At 69.8% G+C, this 13,187-nt stretch carries 15 protein-coding genes; 3 read left to right on the forward strand and 12 right to left on the reverse strand.

Annotation, left to right across the window (positions count from 1 at the left end; all coding sequences use genetic code 11):
* Positions 1–31: 31 nt before the first annotated feature.
* Both glmS and ACZ45E_RS17885 read right to left on the reverse strand, forming a co-directional pair.
* On the reverse strand, positions 32–1,879 hold the full coding sequence (gene glmS, locus ACZ45E_RS17880) for a glutamine--fructose-6-phosphate transaminase (isomerizing) (RefSeq protein ID WP_468221815.1): 1,848 nt from the start codon (positions 1,877–1,879) through the stop codon (positions 32–34).
* Between the two features lie 10 nt (positions 1,880–1,889).
* A complete protein-coding gene (locus ACZ45E_RS17885; protein ID WP_468221816.1) occupies positions 1,890–2,141 on the reverse strand; it encodes a hypothetical protein in 252 nt (83 codons plus the stop codon).
* Positions 2,142–2,323: 182 nt separating this feature from the next.
* On the opposite strand from ACZ45E_RS17885, the gene coaA reads away from it, so the two are divergent.
* A complete protein-coding gene (gene coaA / locus ACZ45E_RS17890) occupies positions 2,324–3,334 on the forward strand; it encodes a type I pantothenate kinase (protein ID WP_468221818.1) in 1,011 nt (336 codons plus the stop codon).
* A 36-nt stretch (positions 3,335–3,370) separates the two neighbouring features.
* Positions 3,371–4,321, forward strand: a complete 951-nt coding sequence (locus ACZ45E_RS17895) for a DUF389 domain-containing protein (RefSeq protein WP_468221819.1) — start codon at positions 3,371–3,373, stop codon at positions 4,319–4,321.
* Here the strand turns inward: ACZ45E_RS17895 and glmM are convergent.
* From glmM to rplM, 3 genes are all read right to left on the reverse strand, one after another.
* Entirely contained in the window at positions 4,318–5,676 is a 1,359-nt protein-coding gene (glmM, locus tag ACZ45E_RS17900; RefSeq protein WP_468221820.1) for a phosphoglucosamine mutase, read from the reverse strand. The two genes, ACZ45E_RS17895 and glmM, sit on opposite strands and share 4 nt — an antisense overlap.
* 100 nt (positions 5,677–5,776) lie before the next feature.
* Complete coding sequence (rpsI, locus tag ACZ45E_RS17905) at positions 5,777–6,295, reverse strand: 30S ribosomal protein S9 (protein WP_468221821.1); 519 nt, start codon at positions 6,293–6,295, stop codon at positions 5,777–5,779.
* 44 nt (positions 6,296–6,339) lie between these two features.
* Positions 6,340–6,783 carry a 50S ribosomal protein L13 gene (rplM, locus tag ACZ45E_RS17910; protein ID WP_338697257.1) on the reverse strand — a complete coding sequence of 148 codons (444 nt, stop codon included), beginning with the start codon at positions 6,781–6,783 and terminating at the stop codon, positions 6,340–6,342.
* 337 nt (positions 6,784–7,120) lie between these two features.
* On the opposite strand from rplM, the gene ACZ45E_RS17915 reads away from it, so the two are divergent.
* Positions 7,121–7,969: a hypothetical protein gene (locus ACZ45E_RS17915; RefSeq protein WP_468221822.1), complete on the forward strand. Its 849-nt coding sequence runs from the start codon at positions 7,121–7,123 to the stop codon at positions 7,967–7,969.
* Here the strand turns inward: ACZ45E_RS17915 and ACZ45E_RS17920 are convergent.
* The 7 genes from ACZ45E_RS17920 to rpsM form a co-directional block, all read right to left on the reverse strand.
* Positions 7,920–8,486 (reverse strand): GtrA family protein, encoded by a 567-nt coding sequence (locus ACZ45E_RS17920; RefSeq protein ID WP_468221824.1) that lies wholly within the window; start codon positions 8,484–8,486, stop codon positions 7,920–7,922. The two genes, ACZ45E_RS17915 and ACZ45E_RS17920, sit on opposite strands and share 50 nt — an antisense overlap.
* A gap of 5 nt (positions 8,487–8,491) precedes the next feature.
* Positions 8,492–9,280, reverse strand: coding sequence for a polyprenol monophosphomannose synthase (locus ACZ45E_RS17925; RefSeq protein WP_468221825.1), 789 nt, complete (start codon positions 9,278–9,280; stop codon positions 8,492–8,494).
* Positions 9,281–9,493: 213 nt separating this feature from the next.
* Positions 9,494–10,348: a tRNA pseudouridine(38-40) synthase TruA gene (gene truA / locus ACZ45E_RS17930; RefSeq protein WP_468221826.1), complete on the reverse strand. Its 855-nt coding sequence runs from the start codon at positions 10,346–10,348 to the stop codon at positions 9,494–9,496.
* An 87-nt stretch (positions 10,349–10,435) separates the two neighbouring features.
* On the reverse strand, positions 10,436–10,939 hold the full coding sequence (gene rplQ, locus ACZ45E_RS17935) for a 50S ribosomal protein L17 (protein WP_468221827.1): 504 nt from the start codon (positions 10,937–10,939) through the stop codon (positions 10,436–10,438).
* A gap of 79 nt (positions 10,940–11,018) precedes the next feature.
* Entirely contained in the window at positions 11,019–12,041 is a 1,023-nt protein-coding gene (locus tag ACZ45E_RS17940) for a DNA-directed RNA polymerase subunit alpha (RefSeq protein WP_468221828.1), read from the reverse strand.
* Between the two features lie 131 nt (positions 12,042–12,172).
* On the reverse strand, positions 12,173–12,577 hold the full coding sequence (gene rpsK / locus ACZ45E_RS17945) for a 30S ribosomal protein S11 (RefSeq protein ID WP_003956432.1): 405 nt from the start codon (positions 12,575–12,577) through the stop codon (positions 12,173–12,175).
* Positions 12,578–12,641: 64 nt separating this feature from the next.
* Positions 12,642–13,022 carry a 30S ribosomal protein S13 gene (rpsM, locus tag ACZ45E_RS17950; RefSeq protein WP_468221829.1) on the reverse strand — a complete coding sequence of 127 codons (381 nt, stop codon included), beginning with the start codon at positions 13,020–13,022 and terminating at the stop codon, positions 12,642–12,644.
* Positions 13,023–13,187 lie beyond the last annotated feature (165 nt).

The raw sequence follows: 13,187 nt of genomic DNA on the forward strand, positions 1-13,187 counted from the left end.
GTCAGTTCACACCACACGTACTTGCCCCGGGTCACTCCACCGTCACGGACTTCGCCAGATTCCGCGGCTGATCCACCTCGTTGCCGCGCGCGGTCGCCAGTTCGCAGGCGAAGACCTGGAGCGGCACCGTCGCGACCAGTGGCTGGAGCAGCGTCGGGGTGGCCGGCACGCGGACGAGGTGGTCGGCGTAGGGGACGACGGCCTCGTCGCCCTCCTCGGCGATCACGATGGTCAGGGCGCCGCGCGCCCGGATCTCCTGGATGTTGGAGACCATCTTGTCGTGCAGGACGGAGCGCCCGCGCGGTGAGGGCACCACGACCACCACCGGCACCCCGGCCTCGATGAGCGCGATCGGCCCGTGCTTCAGTTCACCGGCCGCGAAGCCCTCGGCGTGCATGTACGCCAGCTCCTTGAGCTTGAGGGCGCCCTCAAGAGCCACCGGGTGACCGACGTGGCGCCCGAGGAAGAGCACGGTGTCGTGCCCGGCCAGCGAACGGGCCAGTTCCCGTACCGGCTCCATGGTCTCCAGGACCCGTTCGACCTCCTCGCCCATGCGCGCGAGGTCCCGTACGACGGTGAGGATCTCGTCGCCCCACTTGGTGCCGCGCACCTGGCCGAGGTAGAGCGCGACGAGGTAACACGCCACCAACTGCGTCAGGAACGCCTTCGTCGACGCGACCGCGACCTCCGGCCCCGCGTGCGTGTACAGCACCGCGTCCGACTCGCGCGGGATCGTCGAGCCGTTCGTGTTGCAGATCGCGAGGACCGTGGCGCCCTGCTCGCGCGCGTGCCGCAGCGCCATCAGCGTGTCCATCGTCTCGCCGGACTGCGAGATCGCGATCACCAGCGAACGGGCGTCCAGGATCGGGTCCCGGTAACGGAACTCGCTCGCCAGCTCCACCTCGCACGGGATCCGCGTCCAGTGCTCGATGGCGTACTTGGCGATCAGACCCGCGTGGAACGCCGTGCCGCACGCCACGACGACGACCTTGTCGACCATCTTCAGCACCTGGGCGGGGATCCGCAGCTCGTCCAGGGTCAGCCGGCCCCCGGCGCCGATCCGCCCCAGCAGCGTGTCCGCGACGGCCTTCGGCTGCTCCGCGATCTCCTTGAGCATGAAGTAGTCGTAGCCGCCCTTCTCGGCGGCGGAGGCGTCCCAGTCGATGTGGTAGCGGCGCACCTCGGCGGGGCGCCCGTCGAAGTCGGTCACCGTCACCGCGTCCGGGCGCACCTCGACGACCTGGTCCTGGCCGAGCTCGATCGCGGAGCGGGTGTGCTCGATGAAGGCCGCGACGTCCGAGGCGAGGAACGCCTCGCCCTCCCCCACGCCCACCACCAGCGGCGAGTTCCGGCGCGCCCCCACGACCACGTCGGGCGCGTCCGCGTGCACCGCGACCAGCGTGAACGCGCCCTCAAGGCGGCGGCACACCCGGCGCATGGAGGCGGCGAGGTCCCCGCTGTCCGCGAACTCCTCGGCGAGCAGGTGCGCGACCACCTCGGTGTCCGTCTCGGAGGCCGGTTCGTGGCCGCGCTCGGCCAGTTCGGCGCGCAGGGCGGCGAAGTTCTCGATGATGCCGTTGTGGACGACGGCGACGCGGCCCGCGTTGTCCAGGTGCGGGTGGGCGTTCGCGTCCGTGGGGCCGCCGTGGGTGGCCCAGCGGGTGTGCCCGATGCCGGTCGCGCCGGTCGGCAATGGCCGCTCGACCAGCTCTTTCTCCAGGTTGGCGAGCTTGCCGGCCTTCTTCGCGGCGGCGAGCGAGCCGTCGGCGAGCACGGCCGCACCGGCGGAGTCGTAGCCCCGGTACTCCAGCCGTCGCAGCCCGGCCAGCACGACGTCAAGGGCCGACTGCGAGCCCACATATCCCACGATTCCGCACATGTGCCGCAGCCTAGGGTTTGCTCTCGCGTCCCCACAGGAGCCGGTCCCGCGCGTCCTGCACGAGCCCCAGGTACTCGACCTCCTCGCAGCGCGGCTTGCTGCCCATCTCGTAGAAGTCGAGACAGTCGTCGAGGTCCTCGCCGATGTCCTCGTCGGGCAGCTCCAGCGCCAGTTCGCTGCGGACGTGTCCGGCCCAGTCATCAGGGGGTCTCGCGGCATCGGCCAGTCGTCGTACGAAGCCGGGCAAGCGAAGTACGGCCATGACGTCCCCTTCCGCACCGCGGCTGCGGCTGCGGACCACGGGTCCCGGGAAGGTACCGCCCGCCTCCATCCGGAATCCATACCTGTGCGCAAGCTGTGACGATAGGACGGAGGCAGGGCCTCCGTTCGGCCGCGTGACGCACCCCACCCCCCGCGCCGTCCATACAGCCGTAACAATGGACTGTGATCTCTCCGGTCTCCGAGCCCCTGCACTCGACCTCCCGGAGCGCCCACCGGCACAAGCCGGAGGCGACTCCCTACGTCGACCTCACCCGAACCGAGTGGAGCGCCCTGCGTGAAAAGACGCCACTTCCGCTGACCGCCGACGAGGTGGAGCGGGTGCGCGGTCTCGGCGACGTGATCGACCTCGACGAGGTCCGCGACATCTACCTGCCGCTCTCCCGCCTCCTGAACCTGTACGTCGGCGCCACCGACGGCCTGCGCAGCGCCGTCAACACCTTCCTCGGCGACACCGGCGAGAAGGCCGCTCAGTCGGGCACGCCCTTCGTCATAGGGGTCGCGGGGTCGGTCGCGGTCGGCAAGTCGACCGTCGCCCGGCTCCTCCAGGCCCTCCTGTCGCGCTGGCCCGAGCACCCGCGCGTGGAGCGCGTCACCACCGACGGTTTCCTGCTGCCCACCAAGGAGCTCCAGGCCCGCGGCCTGATGGCGCGCAAGGGCTTCCCCGAGTCCTACGACCGCCGCGCCCTGACCCGGTTCGTCGCCGACATCAAGGCCGGCAAGGACGAGGTGACGGCCCCCGTCTACTCGCACCTCATCTACGACATCGTGCCGGACCAGAAGCTGACCGTGCGCCGCCCCGACATCCTCATCGTCGAGGGCATCAACGTGCTCCAGCCCGCCCTGCCGGGCAAGGACGGCCGCACCCGCGTCGGCCTCGCCGACTACTTCGACTTCAGCGTCTACGTGGACGCGCGCGCCGAGGACATCGAGCGGTGGTACCTCAACCGGTTCCGCAAGCTGCGCGCGACCGCCTTCCAGGACCCGTCGTCGTACTTCCGCAAGTACACGCAGGTCTCGGAGGAGGAGGCCCTGGACTACGCGCGCACGATCTGGAGCACCATCAACAAGGTCAACCTGCTGGAGAACGTGGCCCCCACGCGGGCCCGCGCGGGCCTCGTCATCCGCAAGGGGGCCGACCACAAGGTGCAGCGGCTGCGCCTGCGCAAACTCTGAGAGCGGGCCCCGGGCGGCGCCGGTTACCGTACGCGCATGCTGCATCTGCGTCTGATCACCCCGGCCGAGAAGACGGACGCCGTCGTGCGTCTGATCGAGAGCACGGTCGGCACCACGCACCTCGCGGTGCTGCCCGGCGCCGCCCGCGATCCGGCGGGCGACGTCGTGCTGTGCGATGTCGCCCGCGAGGCCGGGGACGAGCTCATCGACGGGCTGCGGAAGCTGGAGATCGACAAGGCGGGCTCGATCGCCGTCGAGAACATCGACCTGTCGCTGTCGCTCCGCGCCGACCGGGCCGAGGACGACGCGCCGGGCGAGGGCGCCGACGCGGTGCTGTGGGAGCACCTGACGGACACCACGCACGAGGAGTCGACACTCACCGTCACCTACGTGGCGTTCCTCGTCATCGCCACCATGATCGCGGCGTGCGGCGTGGTGCTCGACAACGCCATCCTGGTCGTCGGCGCCATGGCGGTCGGCCCGGAGTTCGGCCCGCTCGCCGGGGTCTGCACGGCGCTGGTGCGGCGCGCCCCGCGCCTCGCACTGCGCTCAGTGATCGCGCTGCTCGTCGGGTTCGCCGCGGCGATGGTCGTGACGGTGGGCTTCAGCTGGTTCATGGACGCGGTGGGACTGTTCACCCAGAAGCAGCTGGAGGCGGAGCGCCCCAACACCGGGTTCGTCTACGCGCCCGACTGGTTCTCGTTCGTGGTCGCCGTGCTGGCGGGCGTGGCCGGCACGCTCTCCCTCACCTCGGCGAAGTCGGGCGCGCTGGTGGGGGTGGCCATCTCGGTGACCACGGTGCCCGCGGCGGCGAACGCCGCGGTGGCCCTCAGCTACGGCGACATGGGCCAGACCCGGGGCTCCACCCAGCAGCTCCTGCTGAACCTGCTGGGCATCGTCCTGGCCGGCACGCTCACGCTCCTCGTCCAGAAGTTCCTCTGGGCCAGGCAGCGTGAGCGCGGCGCGCGCGGGGTCGCGCGCGCTTAGCCGAGCGCCGACTTCACGACGTCGGCGAGGCGCTCGGCCACGCCCCGCGCCTGCTCGATGTCGGCGGCCTCGACCATCACCCGGACCAGCGGCTCGGTGCCCGAGGAGCGGAGCAGTACCCGCCCGGTGGCGCCCAGCTCCCGCTCGGCGTCGGCGACGGCCGTGGTCAGCTCGGTGGAGGTGGTGACGCGGGACTTGTCCACGTCCGGCACGTTGATGAGGACCTGCGGCAGCCGCTCCATGACGGCGGCGAGGTCCTTCAGGCTCCGGCCGGTCTGCGCGACCCGCGCCGCGAGCAGCAGCCCGGTCAGCGTGCCGTCACCGGTCGTCGCGTGGTCGAGCACGATGACGTGCCCGGACTGCTCGCCGCCCAACGCGTACCCGCGGCTCTTCATGGACTCCAGGACGTACCGGTCGCCGACGGCGGTCTGTACGCAGGTGATGCCCTCGCGCTCCATGGCCAGCTTGAAGCCCAGGTTCGACATGACGGTCGCGACGACGGTGTCCTCGCGCAGGGCGCCGCGCTCGCGCATCGCGAGGGCGAGGACGGCCATGATCTGGTCGCCGTCGACCTCGGAGCCCGTGTGGTCCACGGCCAGGCAGCGGTCGGCGTCCCCGTCGTGGGCGACACCGAAGTCGGCCCCGTGCTCGACGACGGCGGCCTTCAGCAGGTCGAGGTGGGTCGAGCCGCAGCCGTCGTTGATGTTGAGCCCGTCGGGCTCGGCGCCGATCGTGACGACCTCGGCGCCCGCGCGCGTGAACGCCTCGGGCGAGACGCGGGACGCGGCACCGTGCGCCTCGTCGAGGACGATCTTCAGCCCGTCGAGCCGGTTGGGCAGGACCCCGAGGAGGTGGGCGACGTACTGGTCGAAGCCTTCGTCGTACGCCTTCACGCGGCCGACGCCGGAACCGGTCGGGCGGTCCCAGGGCTCACCGGTGCGGTGCTGCTCGTAGACGTCCTCGATCCGCTCCTCCAGGGCGTCGTCCAGCTTGTGGCCGCCGCGGGCGAGGAACTTGATGCCGTTGTCCGGCATGGCGTTGTGGCTCGCGGAGAGCATGACGCCGAGGTCGGCTTCCAGCGCACCGGTGAGATACGCCACCGCGGGGGTGGGCAGCACACCGACGCGCAGTACATCGACACCGGCGCTGGCCAGGCCCGCGACGACCGCGGCCTCCAGGAACTCGCCCGAGGCCCGCGGATCACGCCCGACGACCGCCACCGGACGGTGCCCCGCGAAGGTGCCCACCTCACCGAGTACATGCGCCGCGGCGACGGAGAGCCCGAGCGCCAGCTCGGCCGTCAGATCCGCGTTGGCGACGCCGCGCACGCCGTCGGTGCCGAAGAGTCGTCCCACTAGATGTCCTCCGAAACGTCACGTCATCCATAAACCGAACGCCCCGGCGGCACGCGAAGTGCCGCCGGGGCGAACGGGAAAGACAAGCAGGCAGCGAGATTTAGCGCTTGCTGTACTGCGGGGCCTTGCGGGCCTTCTTGAGACCGGCCTTCTTGCGCTCGACCGCACGGTCGTCACGCTTGAGGTAACCGGCCTTCTTGAGCGCCGGGCGGTTGTTGTCCACGTCCGCCTCGTTCAGCGCGCGGGCCACGCCGAGGCGCAGGGCACCGGCCTGACCGGAGACGCCGCCACCCGAGATGCGGGCGATGACGTCGTAGCGGCCGTCGAGCTCGAGCACCTTGAAGGGCTCGTTGACTTCCTGCTGGTGGACCTTGTTCGGGAAGTAGTCCTCGAGCGTGCGCCCGTTGACCTTCCACTTGCCCGAGCCCGGGACGATGCGAACGCGCGCGATGGCGTTCTTGCGGCGGCCCAGGCCGGCGGCCGGCTGCGGGTCACCGAAGCGGGCGGGGTTGGACTCCGAGGTGTACTCGCCCTCGACGGGCGCGTCCGACTCGGTGGTGTAGCTCTCGACGTCGACGATCTCTTCTTCGACCGGCGTCTCGGCGGTGGTCTCGGCCACGATGCTCCTCAGATTCTTTTCTGTCTTTGGGGGTGTGGCCGGAACTACTGCGCGACCTGGGTGATCTCGAACGGCACCGGCTGCTGGGCAGCGTGCGGGTGCTGGTCGCCCGAGTAGACCTTCAGCTTCGAGAGCATCTGACGGCCGAGCGTGTTCTTGGGAAGCATGCCCTTGATGGCCTTCTCGACGGCCTTCTCGGGGTTCTTCGCGAGCAGCTCGTCGTAGCGGACGGAACGCAGACCACCCGGGTAACCGGAGTGGCGGTACGCCATCTTCTGGGTCTTCTTGTTGCCGGACAGGTGCACCTTGTCCGCGTTGACAATGACGACGAAGTCGCCCATGTCCATGTGCGGGGCATAGGTGGGCTTGTGCTTGCCACGGAGGAGGGTCGCGGCAGTGGTGGCCAGACGGCCCAGGACGATGTCCTGCGCGTCGATGACGTGCCACTGGCGAGTCACATCGCCGGGCTTGGGGCTGTACGTACGCACTTCGCAGCCTTCTTCTTCAGTGGATGGGTGCTGAAACGTGGCATCACTGAAGCGATCGTGCAGCTGGGGACGACAGTGGCCGGGTTCAGCGCCCGTATGCCGCCCACTGGAAACTGCTCCAGGGAACCTGTGCAAGGCCCCTCACGTGAGAATGAGCAGGCCAATACACACAACGATTAGGCAGAATACCCGTGACGCCCCGGATGGGTCAAAACGCGGTTCGGACCCCGGCTCCGGGACCAGGGGGTGCCCAGTCCCCTCCAGCGTAACGGCATGCCGCTCGCGGGCCGCACCTGGTGTATCCCCGGCCCCGCGGGAGGCGTCTAAGATGCGCCCCATGAGTTTCGGGCAGGGGGGACCCCAGTGGGGTTCGGGTGACAGCGGGGGCGCTCCGGACTGGGCGGCACTGGCCGAGGCGTCCGAGGCCCGCACGCGCAAGAAACGCTGGATGATCATCGGCGGCGCCGTCCTGGCGACGCTCGCGGTCGGTTCGGCCGTCGCCTGGGGCATCGTCTCCGCGAACGGCGACAGCGAGGCCGCGAACAAGCCGGCCGACCAGCTGCCGAGCACCGCGGACATCCCCAGCGCGGGAAAGACGCCGGGCCCCTCCTTCGAGGAGACGACGCCCCCGCCCCCGCTGAACCCGAACGAGTTCATCGACAGCGCGGCCAAGGACAAGGCGCCGCTCGCCGCGGACACGCTCTATCCCGGCCCGTCGCTCACCATCGGCGGCCACGTCTACAAGAGGGGCGCGACGGCCCGTACGACCGACTGCGCCTCGGTGGCCACGAAGGGCCTGCCCGCCGTCCTGAAGAAGAACGGCTGCCGGCAGGTGATCCGCGCCACCTACTACAAGGGCGACGCGGCCGTCACCATCGGCCTCGCGGTCTTCGACACCAAGGCCGCGGCGACCCGGGCCAAGGAGCAGTACGACTTCGACGGCGCGGTCCTGTCACTGCCCGGCTCCGGGGTCCCCACGTTCTGCCGCACGACGGTCTGCCGCCAGACCGCGAACTCCGTGGGCCGCTACGCGTACTTCACCAACGGCGGCCGCACCAACGGCACGGACGCCACCCCCAAGGACGCCGCCATGTACGCGCTGGGCGACGACCTCCAGGAGTTCACGTTCCAGCAGATCAAGCGGCGCGGCGAGGTCCAGGCCTCGGCCGCGGCGACGGCGGGGTGACGGCGCGCAGCGTCAAGGTCTGCTCGACCGACTCGACGAATCCGGCCGTGTCGAACCCGTGGGGAGCCACCGGCACCTGCGGGGCGCTCCTGAACACCCAGGTGCGGTACGACCAGAAGCGGAACAGCGTCGCGACGCCGATGCCCGTGAACTTGAAGAAGTTGCTCCACAGGGCGTCGTGCAGGCCGAGGCCGTACGTCGCCCCGTAGAGCACCCCGTTCTCGATCAGCAGGCCGACGGCGCTGAAGAAGGCGAACAGCGCCATCTCGCGCCGCCGGCCGACGGCCGATCCCCGGTCCCGGTACGTGAAGTACCGGAACCCCACGTAGTTGCCGACGATCGCGACCGCGGTGGCGGCGACACTGGCACGGACCGTCTGCAACTCCGTGGCCCAGCGCAGCAGATTGAAGGCCGCGAGGTTCACGACGATGCCGAGCAGGCCGACCGCACCGAACTTGGCGATCTCTGCGTACAGCTTGCTCAGCGCGGACGGGGCGCCCCCGTGTCGCCCGGACACCGGCGTCACACCCCGCGGTAGCGGCGGCGCAGCCGCAGCGGGATCATGGCCGACTCGACCTGCGTACCGAGGCTCATCTTGGAGACGCCCTCGGTGCGCTCCTCGAACCGGATCGGGATCTCGACGACCTCACAGCCCCCGCGCACCGCCTTGTACTTGAGCTCCACCTGGAAGCTGTAGCCCGCGCTGTCCAGGGACTTCACGTCGACGGCGGCCAGCACGTCAGCGCGCCACATCGTGAACCCCGCGGTGATGTCGGAGATCTGCCGCGTCCCGAGTACCGTGCGCGCGTACCCGTTGGCGAACCTCGACAGGGCCTTGCGGTGCCAGCCCCACTCCTCGTCCAGGGAGCCGCCGTCGACGTAGCGGCTGCCGATGACGAGCCCGGCGTCGTGCGCCAGGGCCGCGTCCAGCATCCGCGGCAGCGCTTCCGCCGGGTGCGAGCCGTCGGCGTCCATCTGCACCACGTACTGGGCACCCTCCTCCAGCGCCGCGCTCATCCCGGCCGCGTACGCCCGCCCGAGCCCGTCCTTCTCCACCCGGTGCAGCACGCTCATCCGCCGCCGCCCGCCCGGCAGATCGGCGTTGTACTTCTCGGCGACCTCCTCGGCGATCCGCCCGGTCCCGTCGGGGCTGGAGTCATCCACGATCTTCAGGTGCAGCCCCGGCACCGGCTGGCCGAGCACCAGTTCGGCGACGCGCGGCAGGTTCGCCGCTTCGTTGTAGGTGGGCATCACCACGGTCACGGCGGTCTCGGATCTCTCCAGATCCCGGTCGCCCCTTGCGTACGTCATCTCTTTCCCTCCCCACCGGGGGCCTCCCCAGCCCCCGGACATCCCAGCTCGCCGCGGCCCATACGGCCGGGTCGAGCGCCCCGCGCCCGTCCACGATGCGTGGCCGGGAAAACCAGTGCCGTGCCTGCTCCGGATCCAGGGCCCGGACCTCGGCCCACTCCGTCAGGTGCGGCACGACATCCGCGCGCCGCGGCGCGTCCCGCGCCGTCTGCTTCAGCTGCTGCCCGCCCCGGGCAACGTCCGCCTGTTGCGGGCCTCCTTGCCCCGGGCCGCCAGCAGCTCGTCGACGGGATAAGCCACTTCCTCCAGCGTCAGCCCATGCGGCCGCACCACATGCACCGCACTGTCCCGCACCCCCGCGTCCAGCACCTTCCGCGGCCACTCGGCGCCCCGGTGCCCGTCCCCCACGAACAGCAGCGCGCCCACCATGGACCGCACCTGGTTGTAGCAGAAGGCGTCCGCGCGCACCTCGATCTCGATGACACCGTCGGGCCGCCGCTCGACCCCGAAGGCGAGGATCTCCCGAATCGTCGTCGCGCCCTCGCGCCGCTTCGCGTACGCCGCGAAGTCATGCTCCCCCACGAGGGACTTGGCGGCGACGTCCATCGACTCGACGTCCAACTCCCAGTCGTGCCACAGCACATGGCCGCGCAACAGCGGATCGACACCGCCCGGCCGGTCGCCGACCCGGTAGATGTAGCGCCGCCACAGGGCGGCGAACCGCGCGTTGAACCCCTCCGGTGCCTCCCCCACCGACCACACCCGCACATCCTTGGGCAGCCGCCCGGCCAGCCGCTTCAACAGCTTCTCCCGGTGCTCCTCCCACACCCCGGCCGGCAGATCCACATGCGCCACCTGCCCCCGCGCGTGCACCCCGGCGTCGGTCCGCCCGGCCACGGTCAGCTCGTACGTCTGCGAGGAGCGGGTCACCGTCCGCAGCGCGTCCTCGATCTCCCCCTGCACGGTCCGCCGGCCGCCGGCCTGCTTGGCCCACCCGGAGAAGTCCTTGCCGTCGTACGACAGATCGAGCCGCACGCGCACGAACCCGTCCGCCACCTCGTCACTCACTGCAACCGTTCCTCTCACACGACCGAACGCGAAAGCGGGCCCGCCCCGTAAGGGCGGACCCGCTCACACAACACGCGAGGCAGAGCCTCAGGCGTCCTTGGACTCCTCAGCGGCGGCCTCGTCGGCCGGCTTGGCGTCCTCGACGACCTCGGCGGCCGGAGCGGCGGCCTCGGCGTCCTTGGCGGAGCGCTTGGTGGCGGCCTCGGCCTCACCGGTGGCCTGCTGCGCGACCGTCAGCGCCTCGACCAGCTCGATGACAGCCATGGGCGCGTTGTCGCCACGACGGTTACCGATCTTGGTGATACGGGTGTAACCACCCGGGCGGTTCTCGTAGCGCGGGCCGATCTCGGTGAAGAGCGTGTGGACGACGCTCTTGTCCGTGATCACCTGGAGCACCTGACGGCGGTTGTGAAGGTCGCCCTTCTTCGCCTTGGTGACCAGACGCTCCGCGTACGGGCGCAGACGACGGGCCTTGGCCTCGGTCGTCGTGATCTTGCCGTGCTCGAAGAGCGACTTCGCGAGGTTCGCGAGGAGCAGCTTCTCGTGCGCGGCGCTGCCGCCCAGACGGGCACCCTTGGTGGGCTTCGGCATGGTGTTTCTCCTTGGTGTCTGCCCCGGCCGTATCAGGTACCGGGGTCAGTGGCCGCGCCCCGACAGGGACGCGGGAAAACTAGTACTGCTCGGTCTCCACGAACCCGGCGTCCGCGTCGTCGTCGGCGCCGAAGGCGTCGGCGGCGGCGGTCGGGTCGAATCCGGGCGGCGAGTCCTTCAGGGCGAGGCTCATACCGGCCAGCTTCGCCTTGACCTCGTCGATCGACTTCGCACCGAAGTTGCGGATGTCGAGCAGGTCCGCCTCGGAGCGTGCGACGAGCTCACCCACGGAGTGGATGCCCTCGCGCTTCAGGCAGTTGTACGACCGAACGGTGAGCTCCAGCTCCTCGATCGGCAGCGCCAGGTCAGCGGCCAGGGCGGCGTCCGTCGGGGACGGGCCCATGTCGATGCCCTCGGCGTCGATGTTCAGCTCGCGGGCGAGACCGAACAGCTCGACCAGCGTCTTGCCCGCCGACGCCATGGCGTCACGGGGACGCATGGCCTGCTTCGTCTCGACGTCGACGATCAGCTTGTCGAAGTCGGTCCGCTGCTCGACACGCGTGGCCTCGACCTTGTACGTCACCTTGAGAACCGGCGAGTAGATCGAGTCGACCGGGATGCGCCCGATCTCCTGACCAGCCTGCTTGTTCTGCACGGCGGAGACGTAGCCGCGACCGCGCTCGACGGTCAGCTCCATCTCCAGCTTGCCCTTGCCGTTGAGCGTGGCGAGGACCAGGTCGGGGTTGTGCACCTCGACACCGGCCGGCGGCGCGATGTCGGCGGCGGTGACCAGACCCGGGCCCTGCTTGCGCAGGTACATCACGACCGGCTCGTCCTGCTCCGAGGAGACGACGAGCTGCTTGATGTTGAGGATCAGGTCGGTGACGTCCTCCTTGACACCCGGCACGGTGGTGAACTCGTGCAGGACACCATCGATACGGATGGACGTGACCGCCGCACCCGGAATCGAGGAGAGCAGAGTCCGGCGGAGCGAGTTGCCGAGGGTGTAGCCGAAGCCCGGCTCCAACGGCTCGATCACGAACCGGGAGCGGAATTCGTCGACGACCTCTTCGGTCAACGAGGGACGCTGAGCGATCAGCATGAAGATAAGTCCTTCAGTTCAGGGGCACCCACTATTTGATGCCCTGACGTGGAACAAGGGTACGGGCGGCACCGCCCAGGAGAGCCGTACCGCCCGAAGACCTCAGACCAAGCGGCCTGCGCTGAGAAAGATCAGACGCGGCGACGCTTGGGCGGACGGCAGCCGTTGTGCGGGGTCGGCGTGACGTCCTGGATCGAGCCGACCTCGAGGCCGGTCGCCTGGAGCGAACGGATGGCGGTCTCACGACCGGAACCCGGGCCCTTGACGAAGACGTCGACCTTGCGCATGCCGTGCTCCTGCGCGCGACGGGCGGCCGACTCGGCAGCCATCTGCGCGGCGAACGGCGTGGACTTGCGGGAGCCCTTGAAGCCGACGTGGCCGGCGGAGGCCCACGAGATCACGTTGCCGCTCGGGTCCGTGATGGACACGATCGTGTTGTTGAACGTGCTCTTGATGTGCGCGTGGCCGTGAGCGACGTTCTTCTTTTCCTTGCGGCGCACCTTCTTGGCAGCGCCCTGACGTCCCTTGGGGGGCATGTCGTTCTCCTACGGGAGGTGGTCGGTCCTACAGCGAAGACCGCTGAAAAGCGTCCGCTGAGGACTACTTCTTGCCCGGCTTCTTCTTACCGGCGATGGCGCGACGCGGGCCCTTGCGGGTGCGGGCGTTCGTGCTGGTGCGCTGGCCGCGGACCGGCAGACCACGACGGTGCCGCAGACCCTGGTAGCAGCCGATCTCGACCTTGCGGCGGATGTCGGCCTGGATCTCGCGACGGAGGTCACCCTCGGTCTGGAAGTTCTGGTCCACGTACTCGCGGATCTTGACGAGGTCTTCCTCGGTCAGGTCGCGAACGCGGGTGTTGCGGTCCACACCGACGGTGTCCAGCGTGAGCTGGGCGCGCGTACGGCCGATGCCGAACACGTAGGTGAGGGCAACCTCGATGCGCTTTTCGCGCGGGAGGTCAACGCCTTCAACGCGTGCCATTCATGGCTCCTGTTGATTTTCGGAGGTCTGCAGCAGAGCCACTCCCCGACGCCGTCCCCGCTGCGATGAGCGGTTCGGTACGACTGGGTCCCCGGCCTCCGACCGAAGGTGTCGCCGCAGTGTTCAGCATCCTGTCCACTGCTGGCGGGCCCTGCATATGTACTC

This window comes from Streptomyces sp. NPDC030991 (assembly GCF_055571235.1).

Excerpts from the sequence above, each read along its gene's own strand:
- glmS (WP_468221815.1), bottom strand. The coding sequence starts at position 1,879 with ATGTGCGGAATCGTGGGATATGTGGGCTCGCAGTCGGCCCTTGACGTC.
- ACZ45E_RS17885 (WP_468221816.1), bottom strand. The coding sequence starts at position 2,141 with ATGGCCGTACTTCGCTTGCCCGGCTTCGTACGACGACTGGCCGATGCC.
- ACZ45E_RS17895 (WP_468221819.1), top strand. The coding sequence starts at position 3,371 with ATGCTGCATCTGCGTCTGATCACCCCGGCCGAGAAGACGGACGCCGTC.
- ACZ45E_RS17915 (WP_468221822.1), top strand. The coding sequence starts at position 7,121 with ATGAGTTTCGGGCAGGGGGGACCCCAGTGGGGTTCGGGTGACAGCGGG.
- ACZ45E_RS17925 (WP_468221825.1), bottom strand. The coding sequence starts at position 9,280 with ATGACGTACGCAAGGGGCGACCGGGATCTGGAGAGATCCGAGACCGCC.
- rplQ (WP_468221827.1), bottom strand. The coding sequence starts at position 10,939 with ATGCCGAAGCCCACCAAGGGTGCCCGTCTGGGCGGCAGCGCCGCGCAC.
- ACZ45E_RS17940 (WP_468221828.1), bottom strand. The coding sequence starts at position 12,041 with ATGCTGATCGCTCAGCGTCCCTCGTTGACCGAAGAGGTCGTCGACGAA.
- rpsK (WP_003956432.1), bottom strand. The coding sequence starts at position 12,577 with ATGCCCCCCAAGGGACGTCAGGGCGCTGCCAAGAAGGTGCGCCGCAAG.
- rpsM (WP_468221829.1), bottom strand. The coding sequence starts at position 13,022 with ATGGCACGCGTTGAAGGCGTTGACCTCCCGCGCGAAAAGCGCATCGAG.